Source organism: Thauera sp. (assembly GCF_034003485.1).
Lineage (GTDB): Bacteria > Pseudomonadota > Gammaproteobacteria > Burkholderiales > Rhodocyclaceae > Thauera.
The window spans coordinates 1-19857 of sequence record NZ_JAVEYL010000014.1 but is presented as its reverse complement, the minus strand read 5'-3'; the positions used below and the strand labels follow the sequence as shown (position 1 = coordinate 19857).

Sequence of the window (19857 nt, the reverse complement as noted above, 5' to 3'; positions counted from 1 at the left end):
TATCGGCATCGGCGCCGATACGGCAAATACAGCGCGGCGTATCGTGTGTCACGCCACGACAATCGGCCGGTTCAGGTGCCGGCCCTGCGCGCTCAAGGGCCCGCCCGGCGGCCGCGACAGCCTCCCCGGTTTCCCTAATTTCGCCGGCATGGCGCGTGGCGTATCGTGCTTCAAACCCAACGGGAGACACGACCGCCATGAAACTGCTCGCCTCGCTCACCAGCCCCTACGCCCGCAAGATCCGCATCATCCTCGCCGAGAAGGCGTTGCCTTTCGAGCTCGTGGTCGACTCGCCCTGGGAGGCCAACACCCGCATCCCCGAGGTAAACCCGCTCGGCAAGGTACCGGTGCTGGTGGCCGACAACGGCGAGACCTTCTTCGACTCCCCGGTCATCGCCGGCTACCTCGACACCCTGGGCGCCGCGCCCGCGCTGCTGCCTGCCGATGCCCTCGATGCGGTGCGCGTGCGCCAGACCGAGGCGCTCGCCGACGGCGTCACCGAAGCCGCCGTCACCGCCTTGCTCGAATCCCGCCGCCCCGACGGCGAACGCAGCGCGCGCGAGATCGCCCGCCAGCGCGACAAGATCGACCGCGGCCTCGCCGAACTCGAACGCCGCCTCGACGACCGCCACTGGTTCAACGGCGGCGCGATGATGCTCGGCGACATCGCCGTGGGCGTGGCGCTCGGCTACCTCGATTTGCGCTTCCCCGATCTGGACTGGCGCGGGCGGCATCCGGGGCTGGTGCCGTTTGCGGAGCGGGTGTTCGCGCGCGAGAGCTTCGTGGGCACGCGGCCGCCGGCGGGGTGAGGGGCCTTGTCCAATCTCACACCCACGACCATAATGATCATATCAATCAGCAGGAACCGCACGATGATCACGCAAACCAGCGCAGTGACATTTCGCCAGAACCTCGGCGAGATGCTCAACCAGGTGCAGTACCGCCACGACAGCGTGGTGATCAACAAGGACGGCAAGCCGGTCGCCGCGCTTGTCGATGCGCGCTTGTTCGAGCGCATCCGCCGCATGCAGGGGCGCTTTGACGCACTTTGCCAGCGCATCGAGGCTGGATATGACGGCGTCCCTGAAGAAGCCGGCATCGCCGAGATCGAGGCCGCGATCGCCACCGAGCGGCGCGAACGCAAGCAGCGGACTGCAGGCTGAGCGTGCCGTCCGCCCTGCGTGTCGTCCTGGACACCAACGTCCTGTTGTCCGGCCTGGCCTACCCCGGGAGCTTGCCCGGCCGGATCGTCGCCGCCTGGCGGCACGGTTCGGTCGAAGTGGTTTTATCGACCTTCATCCTCGAAGAACTGTGCCGCGTTCTGCCACGGCTATCCGCCCGCCACGGCTTGTCGAGCCGCGAAATCGACGATCTTGTGGACATCCTGTCGATCCAGGCCGAGCTCGTCGAACCGGAGCCGATCACGGACGAAGCCTTGCGCGACGATAACGACCTGCCCGTACTCGGCACCCTGCTGGCGGGCATGCGCACGGGAAACCTCGACTACCTGATCACCGGCGATAAGGATCTACTCGCCCTGGCCGGCACCTACCCCATCCTCACGCCGGCGGAGTTCTGGAGACGTCACGGGGGGATCTAGCGCCCGCGATGGCGCGAGCAGATGAGAGCCCCCTGGCTCCCAACGGCACCCCTGGCGTGACACCCTCACCCGTCCCAACTGCACTCCAGTTGGTCACATAGTCACAAAGGCGCCGCCATGCGTACGCTCACCCTTGCCGAAGCCAAGTCCCACCTGTCCGCCGTTGTCGATCAGGTCATCGCCGGCGAGGAGATCGTCATCACCCGCCGCGGCCGGCCCGTCGCCCGCATCATCGCCGAGCGCGCGCAGCCGGCGGCCGACGCCGCGTCCATCGCCACAGAGGTGCGCGACTTCGTGCTCGCCCAGGCGCCGCAGCTGCGCACGGCAGCGGAAGTCGTACGCGAAGCGCGGGACGGAGCGCGCTACTGATGGCGCTGTATGCGGACACCTGCATCCTCCTGCCCCTGTTCTTTCGCGACGCCAGCACCGAGGCGGCGCTCGCGTGGCTCGAAGCCAACGGCAGCAAAACGATCCTGCACCGCGAACTACGTGCGGGCGATGCGCTGCATTTCGCCGTTTGCACCCGCTTGAGCGCAACACTCTGCACGGCGGACGGCACGCTTGCGCGGGCGGCAGACAATGTCGGGTTGACCGTGCAGCGGGTGGCGTGAGGAAGCAAAAGACCAGACGCCCAGGCCGACGATCAGCCCGTTGCCGTGCTCAACCACAACCGGCCCGAGGCCCATCTGCTCTCGGCCGCACACTACGAACGCCTGCTCACCCACCTCGAAGACCTCGAAGACGCCGCCCGCGTGCGCGAACGCAGCGAAGGCCCGTTCGTCGAGGTGAGTCTTGACGACCTATAAGCTGCGCTTTCACACCCTGGCCCTCGCCGAATGGCAGAAGCTCGAGGCAGCGTGCGCGCGCAATTCAAGAAGAAGCTGGAGGAGCGCCTGCTCACACCCAGGGTGCCCTCCGCTGCGCTGTCGGGCATGCCGGATTGCTACAAGATCCAACTCCGCGCTGCAGGCTACCGGCTAGTGTATCGGGTCGACGGCGGCGAGGTCTGAGTGACGGTCATCTCGATCGGCCTGCGTGAAAGGCTCCAGGCCTACGCCCGAGCGCAAGCCCGCCTGGGCGACCCGCCTCGGGACTGACCGCCGGCTGAAAAGCCAGTGAGCAAATGAAAGACCTGGCCCTGGGATTTACTCACTCGCCCACATCGTCCCCGAGCGCACGCGACCGACCACCGCGCCACGGCCGCTTTGTCACATGTTGACAACTCGTTCAGGAGGGCTTGTCACATTTCGCCCCGGAATCGTGTCAAGTCGGCGGAACTACGTCACGGAAAACTCGGGTTACGGGGCTGGCACGGGGGTTGCTGATGGGTAGGCAAGCGGGTTTTACCGTGGTTTCCCATCAAGGAGAACTGAAATGAAAAAGATCCAACAAGGCTTCACGCTGATCGAGCTGATGATCGTTGTGGCGATTATTGGTATTTTGGCCGCCGTGGCGCTGCCGGCGTATCAGGATTACACAGCGCGGGCGCAGGCGAGTGAGGGATTTACCCTTTTGGGCGGTCTGAAAACTCCGCTCGTTGAAGCCATCTCCGATGCGGGAGAGGATGGGTGCGCCGACACCGAAGCATGGTTTACCAGTGCGGTTACGACAGGCAAGTACGTTAGTGGCGTGACTCTCACATGGGCTGATCCCGCCTGCGAAATTGAGGCTACGTTTGTTACTACAGGCGCAAACCCCAAAGTGGTCTCGAAGACGATCAAAATGACTTATGATAGCAGCGATAGTTCTTGGGCTTGCGAAAGCACCCTCGATCCTGAGATTGCGCCTGCCGCATGCCGTTAAGCCGGACAGAAGTAGGAGAAATAGGGGACACACCCCAATTTCCCACCTGACCTAGCCTCACCCCAAAGCCCGCCGCGGTCACCTCCGGCGGGCTTTTCCTTGCTCCACGTCCTCTACGCCTGCTCGAAAAAGTCCTTGCTCGCCGGCACTTCCGGAGGTTTCGGCGGGCGCCCCGCCCTGCCCAGCGTGACGCGCCGGAAGATAGCAGGAAGATAGGGGTCAGGTCTTTCATTTACTCACCTAACCCCTCCTCGCCTCACCCCAAAGCCCACCGCGCTCCCGCCCGGCGGGCTTTCTCATTCTTGACGCAACCGCCGCCCATCTCGTCCCTCATACCACCGGCGAGCGCTTCTCCATCCTTTCCAGCGCTACACACAGCCGCGGCAACTCCTGATCCACCACCAGCCCGACCGCATCGACGTCGATCGCCAGGTAGTCATGCACCAGGATGTTCCTGAAGCCGGATATCGCACGCCAAGGCACGTCTGGTTCGCTTGCCTTGATCGCATCGGTCAAACGCTGACTCGACTCCGCCAGCGTTTGCAGATTGCGAACGACCGCATCCTGAATCAGCCGGAAGCGCGAAAACGGGCTTCGTTACCGCCGACGGATTAGCGGGACGGGGGTCAGGTCTTCGATCTACTTACCCCTCCCTGCTCTACCCCCAAGCCCGCCGCGGTCCCGCCCGGCATGCTATCGAACGCCACTCTCCAACACACGATCCGTCAGCATGCGAGCTTGAATCGACGTAATCGAACGATTACACTTGAGGCCTGTACACGATCTATCAACTCCCCGAATTCGACGCTTGGCTGTCTGGCATCAAGGACGGCATGACACGCCGTCGTTTGGGGCGCCGACTGGAGAAGGCGCAGCGCGCAGCCTGGGCGACGTCAAGCCGGTGGGCGAGGGCGTGTGGGAGATGCGCGAATTTTTTGGGGCCGGGCTGGCGAATGTATTACGTGCAGCGCGGCGCGGTGCTGATCGTGATGCTGGGCGGTGGCGACAAGTCGACGCAGGCCGCCGATATTGCCAAGGCCATCGCGCTGGCCGGCACACTGGAGGACTGATCGATGACCCGCAAGATCAAGATTGCCGAGCTGCCCGAGTTCGACATGGCCGCGCACCTGCCCGACGAGCAGGCGATTGCCGAGTACCTGACCGTGGTCCTGGAAGAGAACGACCCTGCCGCGCTCGCCGATGCGCTGGGGACGGTAGCCCGCGCCCGCGGCATGACCGAGATCGCAAAGGCGTCGGGCATGACCCGCGAAGCGTTGTACAAGGCCCTGCGCGCCGATGCACACCCGCGCTTCGAGACGATCAGCCGGGTGTGTGCCGCACTGGGAGTCAAGCTGGTTGCGCAGGTGGCGCATACGACCTGACACTCCAGGGGGTAGCCGTGGGCGTCATACCGAATCGCGCGGCTGTAGCCACAGCCCGCCCGCGGCATTGACTTGCCGCTGCCAACACGCGCACTGTCTCCGTGCCCACCGGGAGCGCACGCGAAACCGCTGGCCAGCAGCACAACAAAACCCACAGGAGACAAGACCATGACCGACAAACCCAGCCCCCACATCGCGCAGAAATCGCCCTACGCCGTCGAAGTCGAGGCGGGGAAGAAATACTTCTGGTGTGCCTGTGGCCACAGCAAGAACCAACCCTTCTGTGATGGTTCGCACAAGGGCAGCGGCTTCAACCCGGTCCCCTTCACCGCCGAAAAGACCGGCACGGTGTTCCTGTGCGGCTGCAAACACACGGCCAACGCGCCTTATTGCGACGGGACACACACGAAGCTGTGACGCGGTTCAAGGCGGGAACGTCGCATAACCGAGCGGACAATTTTCATTTGCTACAAAACCGGGCATTTCTATTTATTGCCAGCATGTCGGCGTCCATGGTCGGATTGAATCCATGTGGTCAGACGCGATCGAACTGCGCCGAACCCTGCCGCAGCCCCGGCCCGGCACCTTTGCCCGGCAGCAGCGGTCCATGACGGGTCAGCCACGCCGGAGCCCTGCCCATGAGACGCCTGCTCGTTTGCCTGTTCCTGCTCTTCCCCCTGTCTGCCGCCGCCCAGGCCCAGGCCGATGAGGCCGCGCTGTGGGCGGCGCTGCGCGACGGCGGACATGTTGCGCTGATCCGCCACGCGCTGGCGCCGGGTACCGGGGACCCGCCCGGGTTCCGCGTCGACGACTGCCGCACGCAGCGCAATCTGTCGCCTGCCGGCCGGGCGCAGGCGCGTGCGATCGGTGAGCGTTTTCGCGCCAACGGCATCGACACGGCGACGGTGTTCTCGAGCCAGTGGTGTCGCTGCCTGGACACGGCGCGCGAGCTGGCGCTGGGCGAGGTCACGCCCAGTGCCGGGCTCAACTCCTTCTTTGCCGGACGCGGCGACGAGGCGCAGCACACCCGCGCCGCCCGCGCGCTGATCGCCGAACAGGCGCGCGGCCAACAGCCGCTGGTGCTGGTGACGCACCAGGTGAACATCACCGCGCTGTCGGGCGTGTTCCCGGCGGCGGGCGAGATCATCGTGATGCGCGTTGACGGGGACGCGCTGAGCCTGGCCGGACGGATCGGGACAGCGCCCTGATTCGCGTGTGACTCGCCACACGCGCTTGATCCTGCACAGATCGGCGACGGGGGCTTTCTGGGACAATACCGGCCGTCGACCGCCGCCTGCCCATTTGCCCATGTCTGCAACCGCCCCCACCCGCCCCGACGACTCGCGCGCGCTGCTGGTCTTTACCAACATGCCGGATCACGACAGCGCCACTGCGCTGGCCGCGGCGCTGGTCGAGGCGCGGCTGGTGGCGTGCGTGAATGTGCTGGCGGCCTGCACTTCGGTGTACCGCTGGCAAGGCGTGGTCGAGACCGCGAGCGAGGTGCCGGTGCTGATGAAGACCACGCTCGCGCGCTACGCCGCGCTGGAAGCCGCGATCCGCGCGCGCCATCCGTACGAACTTCCCGAAATCGTGGCGGTCCCTGTTGAGCGCGGCTTGCCGGCCTACCTAGACTGGGTTGCTGCCGAAACAGGGGGCTGAACCCGCTCCGCGCGGGTCAATCGAGCCGGACCGCATTGATTCCACGCCATTGATTCCGCAGCCCGCCCGGCCCGCCCACCCTCCCCTACATTTCCCTGCGCCGAGTACCGATGCCCCTTCCGATGCTGCCCTCCTTCACCCTGCACCGCCTGCTGTGGCTGTTCGCCCTGCTGGCGAGCCTGCTTGCGCTGGCGCCCGCGGCCCACGCCAACCCGATCGCGCCCGAGAAAGCCTTCGCGATGCGCGCGCAGGCGCTCGATGCTCAGACCGTCGAGGTGGTGTTCGAGGTCGCCAAGGACTACTACCTCTACGGCGACAAGTTCCGCTTCGAGGCGGAACCTGCGAGCGTCACCTTCGGCACGCCCGAGAAGCCCCTTGGCAAGAAGCACAAGGACGCCTTTTTCGGCGAGGTGGAAACCCACCGCAACGAGCTGCGCATCCTGGTGCCGGTGCAGGCGCCCGAGGGCGTCACGCGCTTCGAGCTGTTCGCCACCGTGCAGGGCTGCTGGGATGGCGGCATCTGCTATCCGCCGACCACGCAGCAGGCGTCGATCGACCTCACTGCGCCGCCGAAGAAATCCGGCGGCAGCTTCCTCGACAGCGTGCTCGGCGGCGGATCGGGCGCATCCAGTGCCGCTTCGGGCGCCGCTTCGGCCCCCGCCCAAGGCGCCGACACGGTCGGATCACAGGCGGCCAGCGCCGTCTCCAGCGACGAGACCGGCGACATCGCACGCCTGCTGACCGGCGCCAGCGTGCCGCTGATCCTGCTCAGCTTCTTCGGTTTCGGCCTGCTGCTCGCGTTCACGCCGTGCACCTTCCCGATGATCCCGATCCTGTCGGGCATCATCGTCGGCCAGGGCCACAAGGTGTCGCACATGCGCGCCTTCGTGCTGTCGCTGGCCTACGTTCTGGGCATGGCGGTGACTTATGCGCTCGCCGGCGTCGCCGCCGGCGTGTCGGGCACGATGCTCTCGGCCGCGCTGCAGAACGTGTGGGTCCTGTCGGTGTTCGCGCTCGTCTTCGTGCTGCTGTCGCTGTCGATGTTCGGCTTCTACGAGCTGCAACTGCCTACCGCACTGCAGAGCAAGCTGGCCAACACCGCCAGCCACGAAAAGGGCGGCAGCCTGGGCGGGGTGGCGGTGATGGGCGTGCTCTCGGCGCTGATCGTCGGCCCCTGCGTGGCGGCGCCCTTGGCCGGCGCCCTGCTCTACATCGCCCAGACCGGCGACGCGGTGCTCGGCGGCTGGGCGCTGTTCGTGATGGCGTTGGGCATGGGCGCTCCGCTGCTGGCGGTGGGCGTGGCCTCGCGCAGCCTGCTGCCCAAGGTCGGGCCGTGGATGGAAGGGGTGAAGAAGGCCTTCGGCGTGATGCTGCTGGCGGTCGCGCTGTGGATGATCACGCCGGTGATCCCGCCCATGGCGGTGATGCTGGGCTGGGCCGCGCTGCTGCTGTTCTCGGCGATCTTCCTGCACGCGATCGACCCGCTGCCGCCGCAGGCCAAGGGCTGGCAGCGCTTCTGGAAAGGCGTGGGCGTGGTGCTGCTGCTGGCCGGCGCGGCGATCCTGGTCGGCGCGCTCGCCGGCTCGCGCGACCCGCTGCAGCCGCTGTCGGTGCTGCGCGCCCAGGCCGGGGCGGCGGTGAATGTGCCGCAGTTCGAGAAGGTGAATTCCATCGCCGAACTCGACGCCCGCCTCGCACAAACCGACCGCCCGGTGATGCTCGACTTCTATGCCGACTGGTGCGTGTCGTGCAAGGAGATGGAGCGCTTCACCTTCAGCGACACGCGCGTGGCCGAGCGCATGGGGCAGATGCTGCTGCTCAAGGCCGACGTCACCGCCAACAACGACGAGCACAAGGCGCTGCTCAAGCGCTTCGGCCTGTTCGGGCCGCCGGGGATCATCTTCTTCGACGGCGAGGGCAAGGAGCGCGAGGGCATGCGCGTGGTGGGCTTCATGAAGGCGGAACCGTTTGCCACGGTGCTGGATCGGGCGCTGTAAGCGAGTCCGGGGTTTTTCCCCTACAATCCCGCCTTTCCCCTTACGGTTCAAACCCTTCATGTTCTCCGGCATCGTCGCGGCCGTCGGCCGCATCGAACATATCGAGCCGCTCGTAGACGGCATCCGCCTCACCGTCGATACCAACGGCCTGGACCTGGCCGACGTCATCGTCGGCGACAGCATCGCGCACAGCGGCGTGTGCCTGACCGTGGTCGAGATGAACGGCCCGCTGCTCAAGTACGACGTCTCGCGCGAGACGCTGAACTGCACGATCGGCCTGGATGCGGTGGGCAACGAGGTGAATCTGGAGAAGGCGCTGCGCCTGGCGGACCGCCTCGGCGGCCACCTGGTCACCGGGCACGTGGACGGCGTCGGCGAGGTGGTGAAGTTCGCGCCCATCGGCGAGAGCCACGAGCTGGTGATCCGCGCCCCCGCGGCGATCGCCGGCTACATCGCGAAGAAGGGTTCGATCACCGTCAATGGCGTGAGCCTGACGGTGAACCGGGTGGAGGGCCGCGACTTCTGGATCAACCTGATCCCGCACACGGTGGCGATGACCAACCTCAAGCATCTGCAGGCCGGCAGCAAGGTCAATCTGGAGATCGACCTCATCGCGCGCTACGTCGAGCGCATGCTCGAATGGAAGAAGGAAGAGGCCGCACAGGCCTGAACGCCGGCGCGGATCGGGCCGCGAACCGGGGCGCGGATGAGCACATCGAGCTCCGTCGCAGGACACGCTCCGCACGCCGCAACACACGAAACAAAGGACACAGCATGAGCGCACTCGCGCCGATTACCGAGATCATCGCCGACATCAAGGCCGGCAAGATGGTCATCCTGGTGGACGAAGAAGACCGCGAGAACGAGGGCGACCTCGTGATGGCGGCCGAATTCGTCACCCCCGACGCCATCAACTTCATGGCCAAGCACGGCCGCGGCCTGATCTGCCTGACGCTCACCGACGAGCGCTGCCGCCAGCTCGGCCTGCAGCAGATGGTGCGCGACAACCGCACTCCGCACGGCACCGCCTTCACCGTGTCGATCGAGGCCGCCACCGGCGTCACCACCGGCATCTCGGCGCATGACCGCGCACGCACCGTGCAGGTGGCCGTGGGCCGCCACGCCAGGCCGGACGACATCGTCACCCCGGGCCACATCTTCCCGCTCACCGCGCAGAAGGGCGGCGTGCTGATCCGCGCCGGCCACACCGAAGCCGGCTGCGACCTCGCCCAGCTCGCCGGGCTGGAACCGGCCGCGGTGATCTGCGAGATCCTCAAGGACGACGGCACCATGGCCCGCCTGCCCGACCTCGTCGAGTTCGGCAAGGAACACGGCCTCAGGATCGGCGCCATCCGCGACCTGATCGAATACCGCGCCGCCACCGAGCACCTGATCGAGAAGGTCAGCGAGAAAGCGGTCGACACCGCCCACGGCCGCTTCACCCTGTCGGCCTTCGAGGACAAGACCTCGGGCGACGTGCATTTCGCCCTGTCGCGCGGCGACATCACACCCGAGCGCGAGACCCTGGTGCGGGTGCATGAGCCGATCTCGGTGGTCGACTTCCTCGACCCCACGAGCAACCGCCACAGCTTCCCGGTGAACGATTCGCTCGCCACCCTCGCTGCGGCCGAGGCCGGCGTGATGGTGCTGCTCTACCGCCCGATGTCGGGCCGCGAGCTGCTCGCCAGCCTCAACGGTACACAGGATCGCCCGGTGAAGTGGGACGCGCGCCTGTTCGGCGTCGGCGCCCAGATCCTGCGCTCGCTCAAGGTCGGCAAGATGCGCCTGCTCGCCAGCCCGCGCAAGATCCCGAGCATGACCGGCTTCGGGCTCGAGATCACCGGCTTCGTCGACAAGAACTGACCGCATCAAAGAGAACCGCATGCAACGCAATCAACCCGAAAACGCCCGCCAGGGCGCCCGCTACGACGGCATCGAAGAGACCGACCCCAACTTCAATGGCGCCGGCGTGCGCGTGGGCATCGTCATGGCGCGCTTCAACCTCGACATCTGCGAGGGCCTGCTGTCGGCGTGCACCGACGAACTCCTGCAACTGGGCGTGGCACGCAGCGACATCCGCATCGTCACCGTACCCGGCGCGCTCGAGATCCCGCTGGTGCTGCAGACCATGGCCAGAAGCGCAAATTACGACGCACTGGTGGCGCTCGGCGCGGTGATCCGCGGCGAGACCTACCACTTCGAGCTGGTGTCGAACGAGATGGGCGCCGGCGTGACCCGCGTCGGCCTCGACACCGGCCTGCCGATCGCCAACGGCGTGCTGACGACCGAAAACGATGACCAGGCGATCGCACGCACGCGCGAGAAGGGCGCCGACTGTGCCCGCGCCGCGGTCGAGATGGCCAACCTGCTGAAGGCGGTGCGATGAGCGACATGGACAACACCAGCCCGGCCCCCGAGGGCACCGGCACCCCCAACCCGACCAGCAAGATGGCCCGCCGCCGCGCGCGCGAGCTCGCCCTGCAGGGCGTGTATCAGTGGCTGCTGTCGGCCAATACGATGACCACGGTGCAGCGCCACCTGGAATCCGAGACCGAGAACCTCGACAAGATCGATCGCGAACTCTTCGTCAGCCTGCTGCGCGGTGCGATCGGCGGCGCCGACGAGCTGCGCGGCCACTTCGAGCCGCTGCTGTCGCGCCCGGTGGCCGAGCTGTCGCCGATCGAGCACGCGATCCTGCTGCTCGGCGCCTACGAGCTGCGCCAGAACATCGAGACGCCCTACCGCGTGGTGATCAACGAGGCGATCGAGCTCGCCAAGGGTTACGGCGGCACCGACGGCCACAAGTTCGTCAATGGCGTGCTCGACAAGCTCGCCGCGCGCATCCGGCCAGAAGAGGTGGAAGCCGGGCGCCAGGCCCGCCGCTGATCACGGCAAGCTGAAGCGGGCACCGCAGCCTGTGGGATTGGCAGCCACTACGGTCGCCGCCCACGCATCACCACCTGCCCGCCGGCAAGGAGATGCAGGCCTGCGTCGGCTGCGATCGCAAAACCATCGATCCGTCCCGCGGCTTCGATGAAGCGGCGCTCCTCGTCCATCGCGCCCGGCTCGCACGCCATCTTCGTTGCCCCCAGCGGCGACAGGCGCAGGCCTTCGCCCGACAGCGCATAGCTGCCGAAATAGCGGTTGCACGCGGCGATGCCGGCGAGCCGGCCTTCGGGCGCGAAGTCGATGGTCGTCCGTGCCGGATCGGTCACCGCCTTGCCCTCGATCTCCACCACTTCCCACGCGCCGCCCTGAAGCAGCTCGGCCGGATCGCCGCCGCAGCCCTTCAATAACCGGTCCTGCCAGCGCACCTCCACGGTATTCGGATGCGGCATGGCGCTCATGCTGTCGGCGCAGTAGCGCTCGAACACCACTGCCGTCAGCGGCCCGCCGGCAGAGACGGCCTCGTAGCTGCGCATGCCGCCGCCATCGACGACGAGCGGACTGGGCGCGAACACGCGCGTGTCACCATTGTCCAGCAGCAGCGACAGCCCATCGGAGTGCACATCCAGCCGCCAGCCGGGCTCGTTGCCCACGGCGCGAAACAGCGGCCGCTCGCCCACCAGCCGGCATTCGGGCTGCGCCACGCCGGCCAGCTCCAGCATCGCCGCGTCGCCCTTGACCCAGATCGATGTGCGCTCGTCATCGACCGACACCAGCTTTGCGCCGGATGCAGTGCGCACCGGATGCAGGGTGTAGGTGCGCCCCGACACCTGCAGGGTCGAGAGTTCGCCGAAATGGCGCAGGGTGACGGTCTGCTCGCCGCAACGGAACTGCACCGGCGGCTGGGGGTCGAGCGCCAGCACGGCCGCGCTGCGGCCTGCCTCGTCGGCCTCGGCCGGCCGGGTTGCAGACGCGGCCGCCTGCGACTGCGCCGACGACGTGGCGGGCGAAGTCACCGTCGACCCCGTGCGATCGCCGAAAAGGTCGCCGAACAGCGAGCAGCCGCCCAGCACCACGACAAGCGGAAGAACAAAAAGCGAACGAAGCACCATGGAGTAAACTCTCCTCTGTATCGAATGACGGCGGGCGAGCCGGCCCGTCTACGCCGTGACCCAGGCCGTGACCCAGCCGCCGCCGGCAGCCGTGACGACAGTGGCGGCGACTCTAGCACGCCCTCCCGGACAGACCCGAATGCACGAAATGTCGCTCGCCGAGAATGTGCGCGAGATCATCCAAGACGCGGCCGGCGCACAGGGGTTCCGCCATGTGCGCCGGGTCGTGCTCGAGATCGGCGAACTGGCGGCGGTCGAGACCGAGGCGCTGCAGTTCTGCCTGGATGTCGTGCTCGAAGGCTCGGTCGCCGAGGGCGCGGCGCTGGAATTCGTCACCACGCCCGGCGCAGGCTGGTGCGCGAGCTGCGCGCAGACGGTGGCGCTGCACGAACGCTACGACCCCTGCCCGCACTGCGGCGCCTACGGGCTGGACGTGCGCGCCGGGGCGCAGATGCGGGTGAGCGCGCTAGAGGTCGATTGACGGCGCCACAACGGAGGAACGGAAACGATGTGCACGGTATGCGGTTGCGGGGGTGAAGCACGGGTCGGGCTGGCCTATGGTGGGGTACGTGCGAAGCGCGCCGCCGGGGCGCCGGCCGCGCCGAAGTCCCCCGACGCGGCACACCAGTGGCGCGCACTCGGGGAGGCCGTCACGGTCTCGGGCGAGGCGCCGCAGGCAGCGTTGAAGGGCGACCGAATCAACTCGGCGGCCGCTGAGCTTGCCGCCGCGCGCGCGGGCACTGCCGGCTCGAGCCCCGCGCCGACAAACACCCACGCCAACCATCATCACCTGCACTTTGGCGAAGGGCCGGCGCGCGCCCACGTGCCCGGCATGAGCCAGGGCGAGATGTTGCGCATCGAGCGCGACATCCTCGGCAAGAACGACCGCCTCGCCGCCGCCAACCGCGCCACCCTCGCCGCGCACGGCATCCTCGCGCTGAATCTCGTCTCCAGCCCGGGCTCGGGAAAGACCTCGCTGCTGGTGAGCACGCTGCAGAGGCTCGCCGGTCGCATCCCGGCCGCGGTGATCGAGGGCGACCAGCAGACCGAGTTCGACGCCGAGCGCATCCGCGCCACCGGCGTCAGCGCGCTGCAGATCAACACCGGCAAGGGCTGCCACCTCGACGCCGACATGATCGGCCGCGCCCTGCCCCGGCTCGCGCTCGCCGACGGCGGGCTGCTGTTCATCGAGAACGTCGGCAACCTCGTCTGCCCGGCCGCCTTCGACCTCGGCGAGGCGCACAAGGTGGTGATCCTGTCGGTCACCGAAGGCGAGGACAAGCCGCTGAAGTACCCCGACATGTTCGCCGCCGCCGACCTGATGCTGCTGAACAAGACAGACCTGCTGCCCTACTTGCACTTCGACGTGCCGCGCGCGCTTGAATACGCCTTGCGGGTCAACCCCAGCCTTCAGGTGATCCAGACCTCGGCCACCAGCGGCGAAGGTCTCGATGCGTGGCTCGCCTGGCTCGAAGCCCGCCTCGCGGATGCCCGTCGGGCTGCCGCGCAGCAGGCCGCCACCCCGGCATGAGCCCCCCATCCGGAACCGCGCCCGCGGCCACCGCCCCCGGTGGGAGCGGTACCAGCGCCAGTGCCGCTGCCGGCCTCAGGACTGGAGGCGCCGCCGACGCCGGGCGTCCCATCCTCGCCCTCGGCGCCTGGTTCAAGCACGCAGCCTGCCTGGTGGACGCAGATGGCTGGACTTTCGGCCCCAACCTCGGCGACCTCGACAACGCGGACGCCTGCGCCGGCGTCGAGCCGGCGGTGGAGGCCCTGCTCGCGCGGGCGCCCGGGCCAGTGCGGGCCGTCGCCCACGACCTGCATCCGGACTTCCACTCCACCCGCGTCGCGCTCGCCACTGCAGCACGACTCGGCGTACCGGCGATCAGCGTGCAGCATCACCACGCCCACGTCGGCGCGGTCCTTGCCGAGCACGGCCGTTTCGATGCCCGCCCGGTGCTCGGCCTGGCGCTCGACGGCGTCGGCCTCGGCACTGACGGCGAAGCCTGGGGTGGCGAGCTGCTGATCGTGACGGGCGGGCAGTTCCAGCGTCTGGGCCGCCTGCGCCCGCTGCGCCTGCCCGGCGGCGACCGTGCCGCGCGCGAGCCCTGGCGCATGGCGGCGGCGCTGCTGCATGCCTGCGGGCGCGGCGGCGAGATCGCAACTCGCTTCCGCCACCATTCGGCGGCGGCGATGCTGTGCCAGGTGCTTGAACGACCGACGCTCAGCCCGCAAACCTCCAGCCTCGGCCGCCATTTCGACGCCGCCGCCGGTCTGCTCGGCATCTGCGACGTGATGCAGTTCGAGGCCGAGGCGGCAATCGCGCTGGAAAAGCTGGCCGCGCGGCAACCCCCTCCCACGGCGGATCCAGCGGATTGGCGGTTCGCCGAAGCCGGGCCCGATGCGCAACGCTGGACCGGTGGCGCAGGAGTGGAGACGTCGGCAGGCAGGATCGACGCCGCAACAGCGACCGAAGCGACATCCGTCGCGCTCGAACTCGACCTCCACCCGCTGCTGCTGCGCCTGGCCGACGAGACTGACCCTGGACGCGGCGCCGCGCGCTTCCAGGCCACCCTCGCCGCCGCGCTCGAAGACTGGGTGACCCGCGCCGCCGCGCACACTGGCTGCAACACCGTGGTGCTGTGCGGCGGCTGCCTGCACAACCGCCTGCTCGCCCACGCGCTCGACACCCGCCTGGCCGCGCGCGGCCTCGAAACCCTGGGCGCTCTTCGCCTGTCCCCCGGCGACGCCGGCCTCGCGCTCGGGCAGGCCTGGGTCGCCATGCACCGCCTCACCGACAAGGAATCCTGAACATGTGCCTCGCCATCCCCGCCCGCGTGGTCGAACGGCTCGCCGGCGACGACGCCGTCGTCGAGCTCGACGGCGTGCGCAAGACCATCTCGCTCGCGCTCGTAGACGACGTCGAGGTCGGCGACTACGTGATCGTGCATGTGGGCTTCGCGCTCAGCCGGCTCGATCAGGAAGAAGCCGAGCAGACGCTCGCGCTGTTCGCGCAGACTGGAAACGCCGGATGAAATACGTCACCGAGTTTCGCGACGGCGCCCTCGCCGCCGGCCTCGCCCGGGCCATCGCGCGCGAGGTCGAGCCCAACCGCGACTACGCCTTCATGGAGTTCTGCGGCGGCCACACCCACGCCATCTCGCGCTACGGCGTGGCCGACCTGCTGCCGGCCAATGTGCGCCTGATCCACGGCCCCGGGTGCCCGGTGTGCGTGCTGCCGGTGGGCCGCGTCGACATGGCGATCCGGCTCGCGCTCTCCCGCCCCGAGGTGATCCTGTGCACCTACGCCGACTGCCTGCGCGTGCCGGCTTCGGACGGCCTGTCGCTGCTGAAGGCGAAGGCGCGCGGCGCCGACGTGCGCATGGTGTATTCCGCGGCCGACGCACTGGCGCTGGCACGGCGCGAGCCGGCGCGCGAGGTCATGTTCTTCGCCATCGGCTTCGAGACCACCACGCCGCCCACGGCGCTCGTGATCCACCAGGCCGCGGCCGAGAACCTGCGCACCTTCAGCGTGATCTGCAACCACGTGCTGACCCCGCCCGCGATCGACGCGCTGCTGTCCGCCCCGCCTGCACCCGACACGCCCCGCCCGCGGCTGGACGGCATCCTCGGCCCGGCGCACGTGTCGGTCATCATCGGCAGCGCGCCCTACGTCTTCGCCGCCACCCGCCATCGCACGCCGGTGGTGATCACCGGCTTCGAGCCGCTCGACGTGATGCAGGCGGTGCGCATGCTGGTGCACCAGGTCAATGAGGGCCGTGCCGAGGTCGAGAACGAATACACCCGCGCCGTCACCCGCGATGGCAACCGCAAGGCACAGGCGCTGATGGACGCCGTGCTGGAGGTACGCGAGACCTTCGCCTGGCGCGGCCTCGGCGAACTCCCCGCCTCCGCGCTGCGCATCCGCCCGGCCTTCGCGGCCTGGGACGCGGAGCTGAAGTTCAGCCTCGACGACCACCCGGTGCCCGACCACAAGTCCTGTGAATGCGCCGCCATCCTGTGCGGCGCCAAGGCGCCGACCGACTGCAAGCTGTTCGGCACCGTATGCACGCCCGAGACCCCGATGGGCGCGTGCATGGTGTCCTCGGAGGGCGCCTGCGCGGCGCACTACAACTACGGCCGCTTCCGCGACCCGACCGTCGCCGGCAGCGCCTGACGAACCCGTGGTCCCCGCCCCGACGCCCATCCCTTCAGCCCCGAAAGCAAAACTCGCCATGCCCACCACCAAGTCCGCCTACACCCGCCCGCTCGACCTTCGCCAGGGCCATGTCGACCTCGGCCACGGCGCCGGTGGCCGCAGCATGAACCAGTTGATCGCCGACCTGTTCGTGCGCGCCTTCGACAACCCGGCGCTCGCCCGCGGCGACGATGGCGCCGTGCTGCCTGCCCCCTCGATCGGCGAGCGCCTGGTGATGGCCACCGACGGCCATGTGGTGAGCCCGCTGTTCTTCCCCGGTGGTGACATCGGCAGCCTGGCGGTGCATGGCACGGTGAACGATCTCGCGGTGATGGGCGCCCGCCCGCTGTGGCTCGCGGCCGGCTTCATCCTCGAGGAAGGCTTCCCGCTCGCGGAGCTGGCGCGCATCGTCGATTCGATGGCCGCCGCGGCGCGTGCGGCCGGCGTGCACATCGTGACCGGCGACACCAAGGTCGTCGAAAAGGGCAAGGGCGACGGCGTGTTCATCACCACGACCGGCCTCGGCGCCCTGCCCGCCGGGCGCAATCCGGGCGGCGCCCACGCGCAGCCGGGCGATGCCGTGCTGGTGTCGGGCACGCTCGGCGACCACGGCATGGCCATCCTGGCGCAGCGCGAGTCGCTCACCTTCGAGTCGCAGATCGTCTCCGACAGCGCCGCGATGAACGGCCTGGTCGAGGCGCTCTACGCCGCGGTGCCGGCCGAGGCCATCCATGTGTTGCGCGACCCCACCCGCGGCGGGCTGGCGAGCACGGTGAATGAGATCGCCAGCCAGTCGCGCGTGGGCGTGGAACTCGACGAAGTGCAGATTCCGGTGGCCGCACAGGTGCGCGCAGCCTGCGAGCTGCTCGGGCTGGATCCGCTCAACATCGCCAACGAGGGCAAGCTGGTGGTGGTGTGCGCCGCCGACGCCGCCGACGCCGCCCTCGTCGCCCTGCGCGCGCACCCGCTCGGCGCCGCGGCGGCCCGCATCGGTCGGATCACCGATGACCCACGCTGCTTCGTGCAGTTGCGCACCGAGTTGGGCGGGCGCCGCATGGTGGACTGGCTGTCGGCCGAACAACTGCCACGCATCTGCTGATCACCGGCCGGCAACGCCGCTTTACAACTCATTACCGCGCGATACACCTGCCGCGCAGCCATTCACCTATGGTTCGGGTGGATACAGCAGAAACGCGGAACGGGCTGCGGGGGCGACATGTCCTGGCCCCGTGCACGCGCATCACGCGCAGGACGCCGCCATGAACTTCTCATCCCGACTGTGGTTTCTCATGTTCGCCGGCAGCCTCGGACTCGGTGGCTGTGCCGTGGTGCCGGTCGATGAGTACGGCTACCGCAATGACGACTACGGCTACTACGAGCGCGACACCGTCATCGTGACCCCACCTCCGCGCGTCGAATACCGTGGCCGGCCGCCGGTTTCCAGCTACATCTGGATTGACGGCTACTGGAACTGGGTCGGCCATCGCCACGACTGGGTGTCGGGCTACTGGGCACCGCCGGGCACGCGTCCACGGGCTATCGTGCAACACCGTCACTTCGAACGCGATCGTGATGACGATCGCCGGGCACGCGGTTGGCGCGACGGCCGTGAAGAGCGCCGCGACCACGATGGCGAGCGTCGGCGTGAAATCCGCGACCGCGACGGCGTGCGCGATCGGGACGCCAGGCGCGAGCGTAGCGACGATAGGGAACGCGCGGTTGTGCGGGAGCGCGAACAGCGGATCGACCGGAATCAGGTGCAGCCAGGCATCGTCACCCGCCCGCAGTTCACGCCGCGCGCGCGCATCCAGGCCGAGTCCGAGCGCAGGCGGCTCGACAGCAAGGAGGCTCGCGAGGAACGCCGCACGATCCGCCGTGACGAGGCAGGCAGCGCCGACCGCAGCGGGGACCAACGCCACCGCCACGATGGCGAGCGCACGGGGCCCGGCGAGCGCACGGGGCCCGGCGAGCGCCGCAGCGACGAGCGCGGACGCCCGGACTGGCGCGAGCGCATGCGCGAAGCCGGCGCCAACTGAATGAACCACTCCCGCACGCCCGCCGAAACCTGCGGATAAGTCGTCCACCGAGGTTGCCCCGTTTCTGCATCGCAGCGAAAATCATGGTTTTGCCGCTGCCACCCCGGCGCGCACTCCCAGGGCGGGCCCACCCGGCCCGCCTTAAACCCCTCGTTCGGGCAAGACCATGAAAAAACTCACCTCGCTGCTGATGCTCTCCCTCACCGCTGGCGCCCTGCTCACCGGCTGCGGCAACAACGACAGCGCACCGGCGGCGCAATCGGCCGCCCCGGCGAAGATCGTCATCGGCCTCGACGACAACTTCCCGCCCATGGGCTTCCGTAACGACAAGAACGAGCTCGTCGGCTTCGACATCGACCTCGCGAAGGAAGCCGCCAAGCGCCTCGGCATCGAGGTCGAGTTCAAGCCGATCGACTGGAGCGCCAAGGAAGCCGAGCTCAACGGCAAGCGCGTCGACGCGCTGTGGAACGGCCTCACCATCACCGAAGAGCGCAAGAAGAACATCGGCTTCACCACCGCCTACATGGAGAACCACCAGATCATCGTGGTCCCGGCGAACTCCGCGGTGAAGACCAAGGCCGACCTCGCCGACAAGGTCATCGGCATCCAGGACGGCAGCAGCGCGATCGACGCGGTGCAGAAGGACCCGATCGCCGCCTCGTTCAAGGAACTCAAGAAGTTCGGCGACAACGTCACCGCGCTGATGGACCTGACCACCGGGCGGCTGGACGCGGTGGTGCTGGACGAAGTCGTGGGCCGCTACTACACCGCCAAGAAGCCGGGCGACTACGTGGTGCTCGATGAGCACTTCGGCACCGAGGAATACGGCGTCGGCACCCGCAAGGACGACACCGAGCTGCTGGGCAAGCTGCAAAAGGCCATGGACGACATGAAGGCCGACGGCAGCGCGGCACGCATCTCCACCGAGTGGTTCGGCAAGGACATCATCAAGTAAATCGCTCGGAAAGCGCGCAGACGCCGGCAGGGAGCAGAGGGGCCGTGGGAGCGGGCTAGCCCGCGAATGCGCGCTGATGCAGGCATTTTTAGCGGGCAATCCCGCGCCCACGGCCCCGCACCCCCCAGGGCCGCCCACAGGCATCCCCTTACAGCCCACCCAGGGCGCAAAACCATCAGCGTCCGAGCACCCCACATGGTCTACATCCACAGCATCCTCGGCCCGCTCG

The 19857-nt window shown here is 68.2% G+C and carries 27 protein-coding genes and 1 pseudogene; 26 read left to right on the top strand and 2 right to left on the bottom strand.

Features of this window, described 5'->3' with window-relative positions:
* Positions 1-197 precede the first annotated feature (197 nt).
* The 8 genes and pseudogenes from RBT54_RS09680 to RBT54_RS09645 all read left to right on the top strand — a co-directional run bounded on the left by RBT54_RS09680 (position 198) and on the right by RBT54_RS09645 (position 3403).
* Positions 198-809 carry a glutathione S-transferase gene (locus RBT54_RS09680; protein ID WP_320366597.1) on the top strand — a complete coding sequence of 204 codons (612 nt, stop codon included), beginning with the start codon at positions 198-200 and terminating at the stop codon, positions 807-809.
* Positions 810-872: 63 nt separating this feature from the next.
* Positions 873-1163 carry a type II toxin-antitoxin system Phd/YefM family antitoxin gene (locus RBT54_RS09675; protein ID WP_320366595.1) on the top strand — a complete coding sequence of 97 codons (291 nt, stop codon included), beginning with the start codon at positions 873-875 and terminating at the stop codon, positions 1161-1163.
* Positions 1164-1165: 2 nt separating this feature from the next.
* Complete coding sequence (locus tag RBT54_RS09670) at positions 1166-1600, top strand: putative toxin-antitoxin system toxin component, PIN family (RefSeq protein ID WP_320366593.1); 435 nt, start codon at positions 1166-1168, stop codon at positions 1598-1600.
* 117 nt (positions 1601-1717) lie between these two features.
* A complete protein-coding gene (locus RBT54_RS09665) occupies positions 1718-1969 on the top strand; it encodes a type II toxin-antitoxin system prevent-host-death family antitoxin (protein WP_320366591.1) in 252 nt (83 codons plus the stop codon).
* Positions 1969-2211 (top strand): hypothetical protein, encoded by a 243-nt coding sequence (locus RBT54_RS09660; protein ID WP_320366589.1) that lies wholly within the window; start codon positions 1969-1971, stop codon positions 2209-2211. Before RBT54_RS09665 ends, RBT54_RS09660 begins: the two co-directional genes overlap by 1 nt.
* 30 nt (positions 2212-2241) lie before the next feature.
* Positions 2242-2406: pseudogene (locus RBT54_RS09655) on the top strand (type II toxin-antitoxin system Phd/YefM family antitoxin); the annotation flags it as partial.
* Between the two features lie 30 nt (positions 2407-2436).
* Positions 2437-2610 (top strand): type II toxin-antitoxin system RelE family toxin, encoded by a 174-nt coding sequence (locus RBT54_RS09650; RefSeq protein WP_320366587.1) that lies wholly within the window; start codon positions 2437-2439, stop codon positions 2608-2610.
* Between the two features lie 364 nt (positions 2611-2974).
* A complete protein-coding gene (locus tag RBT54_RS09645; protein WP_320366585.1) occupies positions 2975-3403 on the top strand; it encodes a pilin in 429 nt (142 codons plus the stop codon).
* 330 nt (positions 3404-3733) lie between these two features.
* On the opposite strand, the gene RBT54_RS09640 is transcribed toward RBT54_RS09645, so the two are convergent.
* Entirely contained in the window at positions 3734-3940 is a 207-nt protein-coding gene (locus RBT54_RS09640; protein WP_413788438.1) for a DUF86 domain-containing protein, read from the bottom strand.
* A gap of 236 nt (positions 3941-4176) precedes the next feature.
* Between RBT54_RS09640 and RBT54_RS09635 the strand changes: the two genes are divergently transcribed.
* The 10 genes from RBT54_RS09635 (at position 4177) to nusB (ending at position 11327) form a co-directional block, all read left to right on the top strand.
* On the top strand, positions 4177-4473 hold the full coding sequence (locus RBT54_RS09635; RefSeq protein ID WP_320366751.1) for a type II toxin-antitoxin system RelE/ParE family toxin: 297 nt from the start codon (positions 4177-4179) through the stop codon (positions 4471-4473).
* 3 nt (positions 4474-4476) lie between these two features.
* Positions 4477-4785, top strand: a complete 309-nt coding sequence (locus tag RBT54_RS09630; RefSeq protein ID WP_320366581.1) for an addiction module antidote protein — start codon at positions 4477-4479, stop codon at positions 4783-4785.
* Positions 4786-4953: 168 nt separating this feature from the next.
* Positions 4954-5202 carry a CDGSH iron-sulfur domain-containing protein gene (locus RBT54_RS09625; protein ID WP_320366579.1) on the top strand — a complete coding sequence of 83 codons (249 nt, stop codon included), beginning with the start codon at positions 4954-4956 and terminating at the stop codon, positions 5200-5202.
* Between the two features lie 221 nt (positions 5203-5423).
* A complete protein-coding gene (locus tag RBT54_RS09620; protein ID WP_320366577.1) occupies positions 5424-5993 on the top strand; it encodes a histidine phosphatase family protein in 570 nt (189 codons plus the stop codon).
* Positions 5994-6093: 100 nt separating this feature from the next.
* Positions 6094-6444 (top strand): divalent-cation tolerance protein CutA, encoded by a 351-nt coding sequence (gene cutA / locus RBT54_RS09615; RefSeq protein ID WP_320366575.1) that lies wholly within the window; start codon positions 6094-6096, stop codon positions 6442-6444.
* A gap of 110 nt (positions 6445-6554) precedes the next feature.
* The gene (gene dsbD, locus RBT54_RS09610) at positions 6555-8441 is read left to right on the top strand and encodes a protein-disulfide reductase DsbD (protein ID WP_320366573.1); all 1887 of its coding nucleotides are present in this window, start codon (positions 6555-6557) and stop codon (positions 8439-8441) included.
* Positions 8442-8499: 58 nt separating this feature from the next.
* A complete protein-coding gene (locus tag RBT54_RS09605; RefSeq protein WP_320366571.1) occupies positions 8500-9111 on the top strand; it encodes a riboflavin synthase in 612 nt (203 codons plus the stop codon).
* A gap of 104 nt (positions 9112-9215) precedes the next feature.
* On the top strand, positions 9216-10304 hold the full coding sequence (gene ribBA, locus RBT54_RS09600) for a bifunctional 3,4-dihydroxy-2-butanone-4-phosphate synthase/GTP cyclohydrolase II (RefSeq protein ID WP_320366569.1): 1089 nt from the start codon (positions 9216-9218) through the stop codon (positions 10302-10304).
* A 19-nt stretch (positions 10305-10323) separates the two neighbouring features.
* Complete coding sequence (gene ribH / locus RBT54_RS09595) at positions 10324-10827, top strand: 6,7-dimethyl-8-ribityllumazine synthase (RefSeq protein WP_320366567.1); 504 nt, start codon at positions 10324-10326, stop codon at positions 10825-10827.
* Positions 10824-11327: a transcription antitermination factor NusB gene (gene nusB / locus RBT54_RS09590; protein ID WP_320366565.1), complete on the top strand. Its 504-nt coding sequence runs from the start codon at positions 10824-10826 to the stop codon at positions 11325-11327. The genes ribH and nusB overlap by 4 nt, the downstream gene beginning before the upstream one ends.
* Positions 11328-11374: 47 nt before the next feature.
* On the opposite strand, the gene RBT54_RS09585 is transcribed toward nusB, so the two are convergent.
* On the bottom strand, positions 11375-12439 hold the full coding sequence (locus RBT54_RS09585) for an META domain-containing protein (protein ID WP_320366563.1): 1065 nt from the start codon (positions 12437-12439) through the stop codon (positions 11375-11377).
* Between the two features lie 139 nt (positions 12440-12578).
* Between RBT54_RS09585 and hypA the strand changes: the two genes are divergently transcribed.
* The 8 genes from hypA (at position 12579) to RBT54_RS09545 (ending at position 19628) form a co-directional block, all read left to right on the top strand.
* On the top strand, positions 12579-12920 hold the full coding sequence (hypA, locus tag RBT54_RS09580; RefSeq protein ID WP_320366561.1) for a hydrogenase maturation nickel metallochaperone HypA: 342 nt from the start codon (positions 12579-12581) through the stop codon (positions 12918-12920).
* A gap of 27 nt (positions 12921-12947) precedes the next feature.
* Positions 12948-13970 carry a hydrogenase nickel incorporation protein HypB gene (gene hypB / locus RBT54_RS09575; protein ID WP_320366559.1) on the top strand — a complete coding sequence of 341 codons (1023 nt, stop codon included), beginning with the start codon at positions 12948-12950 and terminating at the stop codon, positions 13968-13970.
* Entirely contained in the window at positions 13967-15250 is a 1284-nt protein-coding gene (locus RBT54_RS09570) for a carbamoyltransferase HypF (protein WP_320366557.1), read from the top strand. Before hypB ends, RBT54_RS09570 begins: the two co-directional genes overlap by 4 nt.
* A 2-nt stretch (positions 15251-15252) precedes the next feature.
* A complete protein-coding gene (locus RBT54_RS09565; RefSeq protein WP_320366555.1) occupies positions 15253-15474 on the top strand; it encodes a HypC/HybG/HupF family hydrogenase formation chaperone in 222 nt (73 codons plus the stop codon).
* The gene (gene hypD / locus RBT54_RS09560) at positions 15471-16616 is read left to right on the top strand and encodes a hydrogenase formation protein HypD (RefSeq protein ID WP_320366553.1); all 1146 of its coding nucleotides are present in this window, start codon (positions 15471-15473) and stop codon (positions 16614-16616) included. Before RBT54_RS09565 ends, hypD begins: the two co-directional genes overlap by 4 nt.
* 58 nt (positions 16617-16674) lie before the next feature.
* On the top strand, positions 16675-17736 hold the full coding sequence (gene hypE, locus RBT54_RS09555; RefSeq protein ID WP_320366550.1) for a hydrogenase expression/formation protein HypE: 1062 nt from the start codon (positions 16675-16677) through the stop codon (positions 17734-17736).
* 160 nt (positions 17737-17896) lie between these two features.
* Entirely contained in the window at positions 17897-18673 is a 777-nt protein-coding gene (locus tag RBT54_RS09550; RefSeq protein ID WP_320366548.1) for a hypothetical protein, read from the top strand.
* A 166-nt stretch (positions 18674-18839) separates the two neighbouring features.
* On the top strand, positions 18840-19628 hold the full coding sequence (locus RBT54_RS09545) for an amino acid ABC transporter substrate-binding protein (protein WP_320366546.1): 789 nt from the start codon (positions 18840-18842) through the stop codon (positions 19626-19628).
* The last annotated feature ends 229 nt before the right edge of the window (positions 19629-19857 follow it).

Bases quoted from the DNA above. Each gene is read 5' to 3' on its own strand.
- RBT54_RS09680 (WP_320366597.1), top strand. From the start codon at position 198: ATGAAACTGCTCGCCTCGCTCACCAGCCCCTACGCCCGCAAGATCCGC.
- RBT54_RS09675 (WP_320366595.1), top strand. From the start codon at position 873: ATGATCACGCAAACCAGCGCAGTGACATTTCGCCAGAACCTCGGCGAG.
- RBT54_RS09665 (WP_320366591.1), top strand. From the start codon at position 1,718: ATGCGTACGCTCACCCTTGCCGAAGCCAAGTCCCACCTGTCCGCCGTT.
- RBT54_RS09660 (WP_320366589.1), top strand. From the start codon at position 1,969: ATGGCGCTGTATGCGGACACCTGCATCCTCCTGCCCCTGTTCTTTCGC.
- RBT54_RS09650 (WP_320366587.1), top strand. From the start codon at position 2,437: ATGGCAGAAGCTCGAGGCAGCGTGCGCGCGCAATTCAAGAAGAAGCTG.
- RBT54_RS09645 (WP_320366585.1), top strand. From the start codon at position 2,975: ATGAAAAAGATCCAACAAGGCTTCACGCTGATCGAGCTGATGATCGTT.
- RBT54_RS09630 (WP_320366581.1), top strand. From the start codon at position 4,477: ATGACCCGCAAGATCAAGATTGCCGAGCTGCCCGAGTTCGACATGGCC.
- RBT54_RS09625 (WP_320366579.1), top strand. From the start codon at position 4,954: ATGACCGACAAACCCAGCCCCCACATCGCGCAGAAATCGCCCTACGCC.
- RBT54_RS09620 (WP_320366577.1), top strand. From the start codon at position 5,424: ATGAGACGCCTGCTCGTTTGCCTGTTCCTGCTCTTCCCCCTGTCTGCC.
- cutA (WP_320366575.1), top strand. From the start codon at position 6,094: ATGTCTGCAACCGCCCCCACCCGCCCCGACGACTCGCGCGCGCTGCTG.
- dsbD (WP_320366573.1), top strand. From the start codon at position 6,555: ATGCCCCTTCCGATGCTGCCCTCCTTCACCCTGCACCGCCTGCTGTGG.
- RBT54_RS09605 (WP_320366571.1), top strand. From the start codon at position 8,500: ATGTTCTCCGGCATCGTCGCGGCCGTCGGCCGCATCGAACATATCGAG.
- ribBA (WP_320366569.1), top strand. From the start codon at position 9,216: ATGAGCGCACTCGCGCCGATTACCGAGATCATCGCCGACATCAAGGCC.
- ribH (WP_320366567.1), top strand. From the start codon at position 10,324: ATGCAACGCAATCAACCCGAAAACGCCCGCCAGGGCGCCCGCTACGAC.
- nusB (WP_320366565.1), top strand. From the start codon at position 10,824: ATGAGCGACATGGACAACACCAGCCCGGCCCCCGAGGGCACCGGCACC.
- RBT54_RS09585 (WP_320366563.1), bottom strand. From the start codon at position 12,439: ATGGTGCTTCGTTCGCTTTTTGTTCTTCCGCTTGTCGTGGTGCTGGGC.
- hypA (WP_320366561.1), top strand. From the start codon at position 12,579: ATGCACGAAATGTCGCTCGCCGAGAATGTGCGCGAGATCATCCAAGAC.
- hypB (WP_320366559.1), top strand. From the start codon at position 12,948: ATGTGCACGGTATGCGGTTGCGGGGGTGAAGCACGGGTCGGGCTGGCC.
- RBT54_RS09570 (WP_320366557.1), top strand. From the start codon at position 13,967: ATGAGCCCCCCATCCGGAACCGCGCCCGCGGCCACCGCCCCCGGTGGG.
- RBT54_RS09565 (WP_320366555.1), top strand. From the start codon at position 15,253: ATGTGCCTCGCCATCCCCGCCCGCGTGGTCGAACGGCTCGCCGGCGAC.
- hypD (WP_320366553.1), top strand. From the start codon at position 15,471: ATGAAATACGTCACCGAGTTTCGCGACGGCGCCCTCGCCGCCGGCCTC.
- hypE (WP_320366550.1), top strand. From the start codon at position 16,675: ATGCCCACCACCAAGTCCGCCTACACCCGCCCGCTCGACCTTCGCCAG.
- RBT54_RS09550 (WP_320366548.1), top strand. From the start codon at position 17,897: ATGAACTTCTCATCCCGACTGTGGTTTCTCATGTTCGCCGGCAGCCTC.
- RBT54_RS09545 (WP_320366546.1), top strand. From the start codon at position 18,840: ATGAAAAAACTCACCTCGCTGCTGATGCTCTCCCTCACCGCTGGCGCC.